Raw genomic sequence first — 14920 nt, 5'->3', positions numbered from 1 at the left:
ATTTGGGATTAGCGGCAAATCGGCTCATTACTTCTAGAGCCGCGACGGATCGATCTGCTTGAATGGCAATATTCGCGTGCAGGCGGGTGGTAATAAATCTTTTGCCCAAGACATCGGCGATATCTAAAATATCATCATCTTCTTGCTGGGCACTCCGCAAGCTAGGTTCGGTATCTAGCGGTTTAACTGGCTCGTAATATACTCGCGCCGCCGGGGCTTGAACGATCTCCCGTTCTGGATATTTCAATGCCGTTAATTTACCGCCAAAAACGCAGCCAGTATCGATATCGATCGTATTATTCAGCCATTCCGCTTCGACTACTGGCACATGTCCGTAAACCACCGTCGCCGCACCGCGATATTCTCGCGCCCAGTTCGCCCGCACAGGTAGCCCATATTCATCGATCTCGCCCGTTGTTTCGCCGTACATGGCAAAAGAGCGGACATGCCCGGAAGTGCGCCCTTGTAGCTCCTCCTTGAGTCCAGCATGAGCGATAACGAGCTTGCCATCATCGAAGATATAGTGACTAATCAGGGAATCGATGAATTTTGCTAGTTCGCCACGAAATTCAGTTTGAATTGGTTCTGGTAAAGCTTCAATTTCGGCGACTGTTAGCTCTAAACCATGATTGAGTTTGACATTTTTACCACGTAAATAACGCAGTAATTTAAATTCATGATTGCCACAGACGCACATCGCACTCCCAGCGGCCACCATGTTGCGGGCTAGTTTAATCGAGTCGAGATTACGAATTCCGCGATCGACCAAATCGCCGACAAACATTACCTGCCGTCCGGTAGGGTGTTTATAAGTAGGAAATTCCCAGCAAGGCTGTTGCGGATTTTGGTGCGCCTCATAGCCCAACTGTTTGAGTAAGATTTCTAGCTCGTCGCAGCAACCATGAATATCACCGATGATATCGAATGGCCCCGCTGCTGTTTTACGATTGTTCCACAGTGGTTGCCGATCGATTTCGACGTTATTAATCTGTTCGACGTTGGATAGAATATGGACATAACGAAATTCTCTGTCGAGATACCGCAGCGATCGGTTCAGATTTTCGGTATGTCGTTTGACGACGTGAATGCCAAAGTCGCGATTTTCGCGCTGTTGATTGCGATCGTGACACAATTCGGCTGGTAAATTAAAGACGATCGCGACGGCAAAGCAATGATAATCTTTGGCTAATTGTAATAATGGTTTACGATCTTCGGGCTTGACATTTGTGGCATCGACAACGGTTAATCTACCAGCCTTGAGGCGTTTGGCAACGATATAATGTAGTAATTCAAACGCATCGGTAGTCGCTGCTTGATTGGTTTCATCATCACAAACGATCGATCGACAATAATCAGACGAGATAATTTCTGTAGCCAGAAAATGTTGGCGCGCAAAGGAAGATTTCCCCGAACCGGATGCACCGATGAGGACGACTAAAGACAGTTCGGGGATATTTAATTTCATACTTTATACGTATCTCGATTCTCGCTTCAATAACACCTGCTATTTATGGATGCCAGCCGTGCTAGACATGATAAGCAGTAATAACGATGCTCTTATCCTCACTGTAAATGGATTCTACAGTTCTGAAAGTCAGATGTATCCACCAAACTTTAATCCTGCCGCCTTGAGCGGGTGCAGTACCAGATATTGAATATTCAGCATTCATCATTCATCATTAATTCTTCAAACTGGTCTGCTGGTAAAACTTTTTCGCTAAACCCTCCAATACCATCAAGTTGATGTTTATCGAGGGTCAGAGGACTGACGATAAGTCGTGAAGATGCGGTAGCCTGGAAGAACTAAAGCTATCCCATAACGGTTATTTAACATGCCAGGATACTTGTAAGGTGTATCGTCTGGCTTCTCTCCAAACAGGCGTAGAGTATAACTCCCAATCCAGATATACAAGCCAGGGATGAGCAAGTCCATGCTGTAAGCGATCGCTCTTTTCCGTTCGCTAGCAACTGCGTCTGTCCCTGGATCTAAGTTTTTGGATGGAACGATAGAACTCATTCTAGGCTATCTCAGCTTGTTTATAAATAAATTGTATCCGAGCTATCGATATCTTGTCACCAAATTACTACTCGAATTTTACTAGCCCAATATTCTATCCTCATCATCCTCAAAATAAATATCTAATTTGATGATTAGTCCTCATCTAATCTATAAATATTTAACCTAATTAGCTACGATCTCAATAATCTTCGCACATCGATCGCGATCTCTGGAAAAGAGATTGGCTGAATCAAACCACTAGTCAAAGTCAACTCCTCACGATACATTCCATCGATCGAGTCTCGGAAAACTTTTAATTCGTTAGCTTGTAAATTAACGACCCAATATTCGGGGATTCCGGCGGCGGCGTAGATTTCTTTCTTAACGCCCAGATCTTTCTTGAGCGTAGCATTAGCAAATTCAATCAACCAAAAGACATTTTCAGGATAGGGATGATGTTCTAGATATACAGTACCTAATGGTTGGACGATGGCAATATCTGGCGCAGGCTCCGAGTCATTTGGTAATGTAATTGGCTTGGCATCGCGGATTTTCGCTCTAGTGCCAAGTAATGCTCGCAAATATTCAGCCACTTCGGTATTGTAATAGGCATGAGATTCACCCTCTGGTGGCATAACAATAATTTCACCTTGCAACAGTTCTACAGGGCGGTCGTCTAAAATCCCCGCCGCTATAATTTGATGGTAGCGATCGATCGACCATTTATAAGCTGTATTAGTCATAGATATCGACCAAATAATATCCCATCTCTAATCTAGCATTATCGATCGGATCTAGACTGATATTATCTTGAGACTGAATGGGCACAATAACTTTACCGATCGATAAATCCGCCGTCAATCCATTCTCGCATCGATCTTGCCATGAGCTATTGCTTCAACCCTATCTGTCCAGCTCCTGCGAAGAATAGCCCCGATGCAAATTTCTGCCTGTCTTGTGGATCGCAACTGTTTCTCAAGGATCGCTATCGCGCCCAGCAGTTACTCGGACGGGGTGGATTTGGCAGAACTTTTAAAGCAATAGATGAATATCGATCGAATAAACCACTGTGCGCTATCAAACAGTTCTCTTTCGATAATCGCGATCCCAAAATTAAGCAGACTGCCCTAGCTCTGTTTTATGAAGAAGCAAAACATTTGGAGACATTGGGCAACCACCCACAGATTCCCGAACTTTTTGATTACTTCGATCTCAATGGTCAACCGTATTTAGTCCAACAGTTTATCGATGGCCAAGATTTGCAACAGGAAATAGCAACAAATGGGCGGTTTGACCAACATCAAATTCGTGAATTACTACTATCCTTACTCCCCGTTTTAGACTTCTTACATCACCAGTCACCACCGATTATTCATCGCGATCTCAAACCTGCAAATATCATTCGGCGATCAAGCGATCGTGAGTTAGTTTTAGTCGATTTTGGTGCGGCTAAACAAGCCACTCAAACGATGCTAGCTAAAACTGGGACGGTCATCGGCAGTCCCGAATATGTCGCGCCCGAACAAGTGCGGGGCAAGCCAGCATTTGCTAGTGATATCTATAGTTTGGGGGTGACTTGTATTTATTTACTGACTCAAGTTTCACCGTTTGACTTATTCGATTTGAGTCAGGATGCTTGGGTTTGGCGAGATTATTTGGTCGATAATCGCGTGGACGAACAGCTCGGTCAAGTATTGGATAAAATGATTGTCAATTCGCTCTCCCAACGCTATCGATCGGCAGCAGAAGTCTTAGCAGCATTGGCGATCGATCGCAAAACAGTAATAATCGATCGAGTCCGATCCGATCTCGATATCCAGCGACAACGATCGATCGCCTCCGCCACCACAGCCACTCAAACTGCCGCTCTCGTCCTCCACTCTTTTGGCTTTGAAACCGCCAAAGTCGAGATCGTTAATACATTTTGGGGTGGTCACAAAACTGTTGTCAAAAAATCTTCAGGCATCGCCCTGCGCTACATTCAAAATTTGGGTGGTGGGGTCAAGTTACAGATGGTGAATATTCCGGCGGGGACTTTTCTGATGGGTGCGCCAGAACTAGAAGAAGGCAGCAGCGATTATCAAAGACCCCAGCATCGGGTCAGCATCCCTGCATTTTACATGGGCAAATGTCCGGTGACACAGGCGCAGTATGAAGCGGTGATGGGAGCTAAACCTTCATACTTTCAGGGCGGCGATCGACCAGTGGAGACGGTATCCTGGCATGATGCGAGCGAGTTTTGTCAGAAATTATCCCAATTGACCGATCGACACTACCGCTTGCCGTCTGAAGCCGAATGGGAATATGCTTGTCGCGCGGGGACGACCACGGCATTTTACTATGGCGAGACGATCGTTGGCGAAGCCTATCCTGCGGATAGTCGAGCCGTCGCAAATTATCGGAGCGAAGAAACTACTGTAGTCGGGATTTATCCAGCCAATGCTTATGGGCTATATGACATGCATGGCAATATCCTCGAATGGTGCGCGGATAAGTATCATGGTAATTACCTCGATGCGCCGACAGATGGCAGTGTGTGGGCTAATGATGCTAATTCTGCCTATGTCCTGCGCGGCGGTTCTTGGTATAGCAAGCCGAGTTATTGTCGCAGCGCGGCACGAATGTATTACCAGCCCGATTATCGCTGTGCTTATTTTGGATTTCGCGTCGTGTGCGTATCGAAAAATAAGTAGGCTATTACATTGGTCTGCATATACAATTTCCCGGTCAAATCACCTGAAAAAGATCGATTTTTGGCGACCACACATCATGGCGATTATATTGCGGAATTCGGCATTGACAGCGATCGCACATGCCAATCAAGAGGAGATCGTCTTCTGCTGTCAGAATTTGCTCTAATTCCCACCTCAGTTTTTCGCGTTCTTTTTGGGATAAACGACAGCGGAAAATTGATAGTTGCATCGATTCGCCGTAGGCTTTTAATAGCTTATAAGCTTTGCGCCAGCGTTTGGGAGAACGGATGTCGTAACAAATTAGGTACCAGTGTTTCATAGAGTGGTGGATAGTGGATAGTGGATAGTGGATAGAAGATCGTAGGGTGTGTTATCTCGGAGAGTAACGCACCAAAGAGTAGTAAATCTCTCTCAGCGCAAAGTCAATTTGCCAAATAATCCGGCTTCTCCCGACCATTCTTTTTCTAATAATCTGACTTCTAGTTCTAAGAGCCGACGGTAAGTGAGTGAATAGCCGATCGATGGATGTTTCCAAGTTTCTGATTTGCGCTGTTCGTAAATCTCGAAAAATTTACGCCTACCGCTATTACTGAGCCAAACCTGGTTGATTTCGGGTGCTTTACCATTAGTTTTGGTCGTTCTCACGCCGCGAATTTCAAAATCAGCTTCTAGATCCCATTGCTGTCGATCGATCGAATTAACGATCGGTAAATCTACTAACGGTACGCGAAAAATCTCCATTAAATCTAAAGCTAACGGCGATGCTTGCGTCCGAGGTTGATGATAAAATCCGAGTGCTGGCTCTAAACCCACAGCCAGAATTGCATTCATGACATCTTTCAGTAGCAGCGCATAACCGAAACCTAATAACGCATTGAACCGATCTTTCGGTGGGCGACGATTGCGATGGTTAAATTTTAATTCAGTAGGAGTACTATCTGACTGAATTAAGGGAATTGCATTAAAATAAACGCGAGCAATATTCCCTTCAAATCCTAGTAGCGATTCTAATGATGTGACTCGATCGATCTGCTTGATTAATACTTTAATCTGGTTGGTAGCGGTTGTTAATTCTGTCTGGTGTTGAGACTTACCCCGCTTCTTGCGCATCAGCAATTGTCTCTGACTTTGTGCTCGGCAACTGACGAGTTTTTTGGCTAGCTCCAAACAAGATTCAGGATTACTCAGGGCTTGATACTGGCGAATTCGCCTGTGAATACTGCCCCTCCGTGAGTCGAAGCTACCCAAATATCTACCGCCACCAGAAACAAAATGTACGCCGATCTCTTTGTCCGCACAAAAATGTAGAGCTTGTGTCGAAATCTGGGAAAAACTATGCAGGACTATCTGTCCAACTTGTTGAGCGGGGACGGTAATTACTGGATCTTTTCTGGGTGTGATTTTGATTTGTTCGCCTGTTTTGCCTACTCGCGTCCCAGGTTCGAGGATGTGCAAGATCTGGCGGGTATCGTCTTCAGGAAATAGCCGGATTGGTTGCCAGGATTTGTCGTGGGCGAGTCTGGCTTCTTCGGGCAGACAGACGGGAGCAAGGGAGCAAGCCGCACACAATCGTTCGTTGTCAATGACTGGGGGGCGATGGGTGGAGAGCTGGAGTTTGCGCGCTTGGCTAATTGCGGCGATGACAATGGCTCTGCCTTCAGCATCTAGAGGGACTTTGACGAGGACATTTTCGGCATGATAGCGAATTCTCCCTTCGGGGATGGGGATGCCTAGCGTCAGTTCCAGTAAATAGGTATAGGCGAGGATCTGGAGTTTGTCGCTTGCCCAGGCTTGGGGCTGGTTGTGTTCGTCGCGATGACTGCGCCCGCGTTTGTGTTCGTAGGGGATGATGTTACCATCGCGGGTACGGAGGGCATCTACTTTGCCTTTGAGTCCCAGTTCGGCACTTTCGAGAAATAGTTCTTCCCATTCGCCTTCGGTTTGGGATTCTAGTGTCAGATGCAGTCTGCGTCCTGCAAATACGGCGGCATTTTGGGTGTAGAGTTCTTCGACTTCTTCGAGATAGAAGAGGCGCGGACAATAGGCGAGGGCGTGGAGTGCGGATACTCGTAAAGATGTCTGAGATTCGATGGTGTCGGCTAGTTGTGGCAGGGTATTTACCATTGGTGTTTGCAGTCATAGCTGGTGGATATCCCCACTATGACAAACCAACCCGGAAAAAAATCTTCCTACTTCGATCGAGTTACAAATTTATCAGCTAAATGTCATAGTTATCCATAATTGGAATTAGATATAGCTCAGATCTAATCCATCCTCAACGCCTTACGGCATCAATGATAGTTTCACAGGAGATGGTGGCATCAAGACTGTTAACATCGAGATAAAATATAGATAGCCCACTAGCTGTAACTAGCGGGCTATCTCCACAGCAAAATATATTCACTTACTATTATGTCAGAAGAACGTTTCGATCGTCTTGAAGGTCAACTTACTCAACTTATTCAAGCTGTTGGCACCATACAGCAAAACATGGGTGCTATGAATCAAAATATCGACGCGCTGAGGGAAGATGTAATTGCTCTCCGTCATCGGATCGACAGTGTTGAAGGTAGCCAGCAAATTATTATTCGCGAAGGCTTTCAATCCTTGATGTCCTATAACGACGATCTCAACTATGAGTTATCCGACACTACACGACAGACTCGCTTGCTCAAAAGACGAGTCATTCGCCTAGAGCGCAAAGACAAAGAAGATTAGATATCTTCCGCATCCTATTCCGATCGATCTCGCACCAATCCTGATTGGTGCTTTTTTATTGAGGAATAATGCACCAGATTCTTAGTGCTTGTGCTCAACGCCTTACGGCATCAATGGTAGTTTCACAGCGACCCCTGAAACCTGCTCTGAGCAACGGCTCCTAGCGAGATATTCAAGGATAGTAACGAAAAGTTCATTTGATACCCATAGTATACCCAAAAGCGATCGATCCTCAACTCTAGAATCGATATCCAGTAAAGCTTTGACAAAATGCAAGCACCTCCGCAGGGATAAAAATCGCTGAATCGGTTGTGGAAAGACAGATAGAGCCGATCGAATAGTCGATCGATCCTTCACAGCCAGAGGTCCTTGTTTTTTTGATCGGGTCAAAAAATCAGCGTGATATAATCAAAGTGACATAAACCAGCTCCCACAAGCGATTGGAGACATTATGACAATCGTTACGACTCCTAACTCACCAGCCGAAATTCAGCCATTGTTACTCGATGTCAGCACTACGACCCTAACCGTTACGCCAGAACAGTTTGTGAGCCTATGTCTGAAGAATCCTGACTTACGCTTAGAACTAAACCCGAACAGAGAATTGATTGTGATGGTTCCAACCTTGCCGATTAGTGGAAAACGAAACGGAGATCTGTCGGGTCAAGTGTGGTACTGGAACAGACAGACAGAACTAGGGGAAGCATTTGATTCTTCAACAGGGTATGACTTTACAGCAGTTGAAGGTGGGATGCCCTCTCCTGATTCCTCATGGATTGAAAAGTCTCGACTAGAAGGAGTTTCCTTGGAAAAGTTCTTTTCAATCGCGCCTGATTTCGTCATCGAACTACGCTCCACTAGTGATGACCTCAAGCCAACACAACAGAAAATGTTGGTATATCAACGGGTAGGAGTGCGAATGGGTTTACTAATCAATCCACAGAACAAGCAAGTAGAGATCTATCGACCAGGACAAGCAGTAGAGATTCTAGCAGCACCCCAATCGATCGACTGTAACGAAGTCATGCCAGGATTTATCCTGGACATGAGCAGGATTTGGTAAAATCCTCAGCCAGATTTCTTTTTGCGGGTAGCTTTCGGTAGTTTCGCGGGAGTTAGGGAAACAGGAGGAGAGATCGGCACCCAGCAATCTTCGGTAAACTCACCCAAACTAAATCTAGTAAAAGTGCCGTGAGTGGTAGATCGATCGATCCAAACAGGCAAACCGATTAAGCCACGATTATCTTTGACCAACCATCGCACATCACCATCAGACTCGCGATAAGTCCTCACGCCATTTACTAAAGCCCAAGATTCACCCAAACTTAAACCACCAAAGCGGCTAATTTGGCTTGGAGTAGCAAGTGAGATCGAGATTCGATCTGCTAGTTTAACCGTTGCTATCTCCGCACTAGAATCAATCGCGATCGCAATTTTAAGATCCGTTAGTAACTCTTGATGATTAGGCTTGGAGAATTGACTGGTGGGGTAAGTTCCCGCGTGAGCCTTACTAAACTTATGATGCCGCTGCTTGCGAACGATCCGCGAAATTGGTGAATCTGCGCCGATAATCCCGATCGCAATTCTTACTCCGATATGAGCATTTAGATCTACTTCTCCCACCAAAGAAAGCAACATTCCATAAACCGTTGAAGGTGGCGGATATAGATAAGTTTCCTTAAAATCCCTCGCAAAACTGCGGGGAAAACTCGTGCAAGGGCATTCTAAATAAAGTTGCATTAAGCTTTTACTCCTTCCTTCAGGGTATTTTTAGCTGCGGTAACTGCTTCTTTTACGCCTCGATATACTTTTACACCAAGAGCTTCTAATTGTTTGCCACATGGAGTATCAGCGATTTCACCCGCGACGATCAGTTCGTGTGCGGGTACATCTTTTACCTCTACCAACCGGACTAGTTTGGGACAGCCAACACTGTTTCCCACCCGTTCAAAACAATTCATAATCCACGGCGAAGGATCTGCTGTAATCCGAATCACGATCGATTCTGGTCGAAAATCATATAAGAATCGGGCATGATTTCCGCCGACATGCCGCACTGAAGCGATCGCATCGAGAGCAATTTGAGCGCGATTTTTATCTTTCAAACTATCGGGTGTTAAGGCGATCGCGTATTGGTAGGCTGTATGATGCATTTCGGTAGAATGGATCGAGGTTTTATTTTTCTCGCCACCTTTAGAACCAAAAGCAATATCTCCCCAATAAGGATCTAAACTAATCGCTCGACTAACTTCTAAAGCTCCGCGACGCTTAGTAGTAGCATCTTCATTGTCTTTACCTTTCTTTGCATCCATGTATCCGAATAAATCGTCATCAATGTAAGTATTAGCATTAAATTTACCGTCAGCTTTAAATGTATATTTATCCGTATCTGGATTGAAAGTACGGTTAGTATCTGACTCGTTACTATTTTGTAGATATTCCCGCAATCCCCAACGGATGGCTTCAGCAGAAACGGTGGTATATTGGTCGTGTCCGCAGGTAATTTTCTGCAAGGTGGATAAAGTACTGCCATCGCCTTCACCTCGATTATTAGCAGCTACAGCAGTTGGTGTGACGATATTGATGAAAAGATGTTGAGACATGATTTAGGTTTCCTTAAATGTATATGTTTGACTTGGTAGGGTGTGTTACTGCGGAGCATAACGCACCAACTTAATTTGAGCGATTGACGATAGAGTTTGGTAGGTTGGGTTGAAGAATGAAACCCAACATTGCCAGGGCATTTGGGTGGTTGTGTTGGGTTTTGTTGCGCGCAACCCAACCTACAAATCTTCTAAATATCTTCATCGCCGTTCTCCTCTGGTTCTATTTCTGGGCTAGATTCGATCGATATTTCTTGCCCATCTAGGGGATCGCCTTTTTTACTTTTGTAAGTAGCTATAGCTAATAGTGCTAGATCTCTAGCCTGTTTCCATTGGGATTCTCGATGAATCCAAGCATAGATTTCTGCTCCCATACCACTAGCAGCTTTACTCCGGAATTGACTCAAGAAATCTACTAGAGCACTAGCAAATTCCTGTTGAGTACTGGGACGTTGAAACCGATAAATTACTTTATCAGTAACTTGTCCATAATCTAATTTGCGTCCTTGCTTTTGGGCTTGAACTATTTGCCCCCTTAGATAGGCACTAAATGCACCTTGGATAGCATCAAACAAAATCTGTTCTTGAACATTCAAATAATTTTCAGTCATTTTTACCAATCCTGTTCGTTCGTATAGTACATTGCGTTTGCGAAATTCATAAAATCCTGAGTACCAGGGCTTATCGGCGATCAGGTTATCGCAGATCCAAGGTAGAGTTTTGGATAGAGCCAACCAAGTTTCATTTTCTTTTTTATCATTAGTCTTAATTTGGAGAGGAAAAAATTGTCTGGCTGAGTCATAAATCTGAATATTTTCCGGTTTGACTCGGATGCGATAGACAGCCTGCTTGAGATAACTTTGATTGCCATCCCATGTTTGTTTGCCTAGTTGGTAAACCTCGCAGTACTCGACTTTGTATTTATCGGCATCGTCGATTAGGGCTTCTCGCCAGAGGAATTGCAACCCCGATTCTCCCGCGCTACTAGTGCGAAAGTTACGATAGCTTCGCCCTGATAATTCCTGTTTGCGGTAGATCCATTGCGTGAGATTATTAATCTCTGGAATTACTAAAGCAGATCTTGCTTCTGGTAACTTGTGATAGCTGCAAGCTAGCGGAGTAAAAATCAGCGCGATAAAGTTCTGCGGTGACTCTTGATATGCTCCATTCACAAAGCATTCTACTAATCCAGGCAAATGATGACCTTTGAGAGATATTTCAGATTTGAAAGCACCTGTGGTATTAAAAGCATCTTTCAAATCACCAGTGTAATAACATTCCAATAAGGGACGAAAATCGATCCTAACTTCTGGAGAGCCTTCATCGATTTGAAAGGCTAGCGATACAGAATTATTGTCTCGCTTTCGCTGCTTGCTATGCTGAAGAAATGTAGATGTTACCCCTTCTGTAAAGCTATACAATCCCTGTCGATCGAGTTTTAGTGCTGGTACGTCTAGATAGCCCCCATCGGCAATTCTATAGGTATTTTTTACCAACCATTGCACTGCTTCTCGATCGATACATTCCCAAGCTAATTTCACCTCATCTTCGGTAATTTCCCATTTTACTAAAGCTTTTTCTTTTGGCATACTAGATAAAGCCAGCGCCAAACCAGCAATCCCCGCCCGATGAGGTAATAAAGTATTCGGATCGTAAATAGATAGAGTTAGTTCGGTCATAATTAATTATCGAAATCAAAAATCTATTAGTCCACTTGAGTGGACTTTCGCTATTAGCCCGCAATTCATTCGCGGGCGGTTGCCAACTAAGCACTAAGAAGTCATAAGTTATTTGATTTCATAAGCTCCTTCCTCTGATGAATAACCCCATTGATTTTTTGGTGCGATCGGGTATCCTTTTTTATGACGCTGCCAATCTTTGCTATTTTTCGATGGTAACGGCACTGTATAACTCGGTAAATTACGAGATTGTTTGGCATCTTTTTCTAGTAAGGCGGTAATATTAAACCCTGCTTCTCTTAATGAGTCTGGATAAGTTCGCCATTTGCCATCGAGTAGGATCGTCTCTAATTTAGGGTTCCCCCTTGCGCTTGAATTCTCTAACCATGTAGCTAATTCAGATTGATTTACGTCTCGATCGAATGAATCAATTAGAGTTTTGCCATTATCTAAATCTTCCTTACTATAGGGAAAACCTTGTTTCTCGTCGGGGTAGAAAATGGCATCTAAAGCATGTCCGCAGTATTTTCGATTCAATCGTCCTAAACGTTGAATTAAACCTGCTGGATCGGCAATTTGAGATACTAGAAGAGTCGCTGATAGATCTAGAGACATTTCAGCAACTTGAGTCGCGATCGCTAGAATTGGTTTATCCTGTTTGAAGCCATCAACAACGGCTCGATGATGCTCGACTCGATCGCGATAAATATACCGACTGTGATACAAAACTGCATTTAAATTTCGTCGTTTAGCTTCTCGATAAATATCGATCGAGGTATTTACTTGATTGCATACCCACAGAACTTTACCATTATTACTCAGCTCGGTTTCCACTCGTTCCCAGTCGGGAGCATCGATCGGGTGGAAGTGATAACGAGGTTGAATTTCGATCTCTTTCGGCCCTTGAATGATATTCACTGGTTCGCCGACAGCTTTTTCTATTTCTTCTATTTGCCAAGGTAAAAAGGATGCAGACATCAACAATACAGGAGCCTTGACAGTATTTAAAAACCTCAATAATGCCCCAAATAAAGCATCATCATAGCAATGCACCTCATCGAAGACAAATGCACCTTGAGCGATCGCTGGAAAGCAATACATCGGGCGACGATTGCATTGCAATAATCCCAACACTGTATCGATAGTACAGACAATTACCTTCTTACCCCAAGCTTTGAAAGAATCGAGCTTTTTATCTGTCTCATTTTCAAACGATTGAATTAATTTACCGCGTTCATCTATGCATAATTCCCCACCACTATCTGTTTCTTCACCAGTACTGGCGATCGATTCTAATTTAATCCGATCGAGATCGACATCCGCTCGTGAATGGAGTAATACCCCTTCAACCTGCCCATGTACATAGTCAATAAATCCCTCCGTACTCGTACCCGTTGTCGGATAGCAAAACCACAATTTACGCCCAACTGCATACTTTTTACCCCAGACATAAGCTCCTAAAGTTTTACCAGTACCGCAACCCGCTCGAACTAAGGTAACTCGACTACTAGTTTGTCCTAAAGATTTCTGAAATTCTAGCAGTTGATGATTAGCGAGTCGATGCTCGATTACTTGCTCTAGATCGGATAAACTCAGAGTCTCTGATAATTCCTGCTCGATCCATTTCTGAATACTTTTTCCGGCATTCGGTAATCCAGAACCCGCCGCATCACCAGCAACTAATAAAGCTTTAATAACTGCCAAAAATACTGTATCTGGTTGCCAATCCATGAAGGCATCTAATAAATTATTTCGCCGTTGTTTAATCTCCGCGATCGTCCAATGAGTAGGTGCATTTTTGAGATAAGCTTTGAGACTATCTGGTAGCCGTTTTGGTAAGTCTAATTGCTTGACTCCATACTTGAGCAATCCGCGAAAGTGTTTGTGATTTAGGTATAGATACAAGCGATCGTCACCACTCCCTAGACGTTCCTCTCCGAGTTCGTCAGTGCGTTTGCCAGCTTTCCCACCCAACTTTAAATGATGCCCACCAGCCGCCGCTAAAGCCGTCATAAAATCGGTGTTCGGACATTCTCTCAGCCAGTCTTGATACTCCCATGCAAGTAATAGGGAAATTACCTCATGCCGAAATAGTTGGGGCGATACTAGAGGATTTCGCTCGTGTCTGACAACCTCTTGAAAATGGTGATTTGCTTTGCCCCAATCGTGAAGATAAGCCGCTAATCTCACAGTCGATCTCAAAGTAGCAAGATCGCGCTTTAACCCAAATTGAATAATTAAAGATTCACCCAAAAAGTCTACTATGCTAGTAACAGCATTTACCACATCAGAGGTATGACCGATAAATCCATAGGCACCTTTCCACTTACCTTTCTCATAAGACTTAGCTAATAAAATATGATCAGATAATTTAGGCTGCATTTGCTAACTCCTGACTAGGATAAAACCAACCACAACCAAAGTGTTTGCGTCCACCCATACCTAAACACTGAAGTTTAATCGAATCTTCAGGCTTTAAACCTTCAATTACCACACCATAACCCATCACATGTTTGCCATGAATATAGAGCGATCGCTTGGCTAAATCTCCAGATCGATCGCTATCGATAAAAGGTTTAGCTTGAATTTCTAATTTATCCAATGCCCGTTGACAGGATATTAAAAACTGTGTCGGAGCTTCACATTGATTCCACTCCTTGAGTTTGAAAGTAACCAGCCTTGCTTTCAGGCTTTCACTTGGCTCTGGCAAAGTGAGTTGCGGTTGAACCAATCTAATCAAATGTCCTTGAATATCGAATAACTGCTCTTGCAATAATCGATACCAAAGTTGGACGTTATCATTTGGACAGCGCAACCGCAATCGTGAATATCGATTTAGAAAGATAGTGCCGTCTCGATCCGGTACACCAGAAATACTCGATATTAAAGTTTCTGGTGGTAAAGAGCGATCGATTAGCAACTCCCCATAAGTATCTTTTCGATCTAACACCAATTTCTTGACAACAGAATACAAAGCATATCCGTGATCGGCAGGTAAGGTTTTACCCACTAATTTGTATTGAATTTCTAAATAGTTCACGATTTTAAACCCTCTCGATTTTCATAACCAGCCGTCATCGCCTCGATCTGGCTAAAATAGCCCAACGCGCCAAAAAGGTCAAAGTACATTTCAAACTATTGCTATGTCAGGCTTTCAGCGATTTAACTGAATGACTACCGATCGTGCAAAATCTTATCCCATATCTTTAGTTTATGCACTATGAATCT

At 44.0% G+C, this 14920-nt stretch carries 13 protein-coding genes; 3 read left to right on the top strand and 10 right to left on the bottom strand.

Annotated elements, in window-relative coordinates; genetic code table 11:
* From RMO27_RS23400 to RMO27_RS23390, 3 genes are all read right to left on the bottom strand, one after another.
* On the bottom strand, positions 1-1465 hold a 1465-nt coding region (locus RMO27_RS23400), incomplete at its 3' end, for a polynucleotide kinase-phosphatase (protein WP_309736942.1).
* Positions 1466-1747: 282 nt separating this feature from the next.
* Complete coding sequence (locus tag RMO27_RS23395) at positions 1748-2017, bottom strand: hypothetical protein (RefSeq protein ID WP_309736941.1); 270 nt, start codon at positions 2015-2017, stop codon at positions 1748-1750.
* 173 nt (positions 2018-2190) lie between these two features.
* On the bottom strand, positions 2191-2742 hold the full coding sequence (locus RMO27_RS23390; RefSeq protein ID WP_309736940.1) for a Uma2 family endonuclease: 552 nt from the start codon (positions 2740-2742) through the stop codon (positions 2191-2193).
* Between the two features lie 141 nt (positions 2743-2883).
* Between RMO27_RS23390 and RMO27_RS23385 the strand changes: the two genes are divergently transcribed.
* Positions 2884-4692 carry a bifunctional serine/threonine-protein kinase/formylglycine-generating enzyme family protein gene (locus RMO27_RS23385; protein ID WP_309736939.1) on the top strand — a complete coding sequence of 603 codons (1809 nt, stop codon included), beginning with the start codon at positions 2884-2886 and terminating at the stop codon, positions 4690-4692.
* A gap of 34 nt (positions 4693-4726) precedes the next feature.
* Here the strand turns inward: RMO27_RS23385 and cas2 are convergent, their stop codons facing one another.
* Entirely contained in the window at positions 4727-5011 is a 285-nt protein-coding gene (gene cas2, locus RMO27_RS23380; RefSeq protein WP_309736938.1) for a CRISPR-associated endonuclease Cas2, read from the bottom strand.
* Between the two features lie 92 nt (positions 5012-5103).
* Positions 5104-6816 (bottom strand): type I-MYXAN CRISPR-associated endonuclease Cas4/Cas1, encoded by a 1713-nt coding sequence (locus tag RMO27_RS23375; protein WP_309736937.1) that lies wholly within the window; start codon positions 6814-6816, stop codon positions 5104-5106.
* A gap of 288 nt (positions 6817-7104) precedes the next feature.
* Between RMO27_RS23375 and RMO27_RS23370 the strand changes: the two genes are divergently transcribed.
* On the top strand, positions 7105-7410 hold the full coding sequence (locus RMO27_RS23370; protein WP_309736936.1) for a hypothetical protein: 306 nt from the start codon (positions 7105-7107) through the stop codon (positions 7408-7410).
* Between the two features lie 451 nt (positions 7411-7861).
* Positions 7862-8473: a Uma2 family endonuclease gene (locus RMO27_RS23365; protein ID WP_309736935.1), complete on the top strand. Its 612-nt coding sequence runs from the start codon at positions 7862-7864 to the stop codon at positions 8471-8473.
* A gap of 5 nt (positions 8474-8478) precedes the next feature.
* Here the strand turns inward: RMO27_RS23365 and cas5 are convergent, their stop codons facing one another.
* From cas5 to cas6, 5 genes are all read right to left on the bottom strand, one after another.
* Positions 8479-9150, bottom strand: coding sequence for a CRISPR-associated protein Cas5 (gene cas5, locus RMO27_RS23360; RefSeq protein ID WP_309736934.1), 672 nt, complete (start codon positions 9148-9150; stop codon positions 8479-8481).
* Complete coding sequence (gene cas7i / locus RMO27_RS23355; protein ID WP_309736933.1) at positions 9150-10013, bottom strand: type I-B CRISPR-associated protein Cas7/Cst2/DevR; 864 nt, start codon at positions 10011-10013, stop codon at positions 9150-9152. Before cas7i ends, cas5 begins: the two co-directional genes overlap by 1 nt.
* Positions 10014-10204: 191 nt before the next feature.
* A complete protein-coding gene (cas8a1, locus tag RMO27_RS23350; RefSeq protein WP_309736932.1) occupies positions 10205-11692 on the bottom strand; it encodes a type I-MYXAN CRISPR-associated Cas8a1/Cmx1 in 1488 nt (495 codons plus the stop codon).
* A gap of 108 nt (positions 11693-11800) precedes the next feature.
* Entirely contained in the window at positions 11801-14074 is a 2274-nt protein-coding gene (gene cas3, locus RMO27_RS23345) for a CRISPR-associated helicase Cas3' (RefSeq protein ID WP_309736931.1), read from the bottom strand.
* Positions 14064-14732, bottom strand: coding sequence for a type I-MYXAN CRISPR-associated protein Cas6/Cmx6 (gene cas6, locus RMO27_RS23340; protein WP_309736930.1), 669 nt, complete (start codon positions 14730-14732; stop codon positions 14064-14066). Before cas6 ends, cas3 begins: the two co-directional genes overlap by 11 nt.
* Positions 14733-14920: the final 188 nt, after the last annotated feature.

It is taken from the genome of Chamaesiphon sp. OTE_75_metabat_556, assembly GCF_031378165.1.
Classification (GTDB): Bacteria; Cyanobacteriota; Cyanobacteriia; order Cyanobacteriales; family Chamaesiphonaceae; genus Chamaesiphon.
The sequence above is the reverse complement of the archived record's forward strand: the minus strand, read 5'-3'. Positions and strand labels throughout refer to the sequence as shown.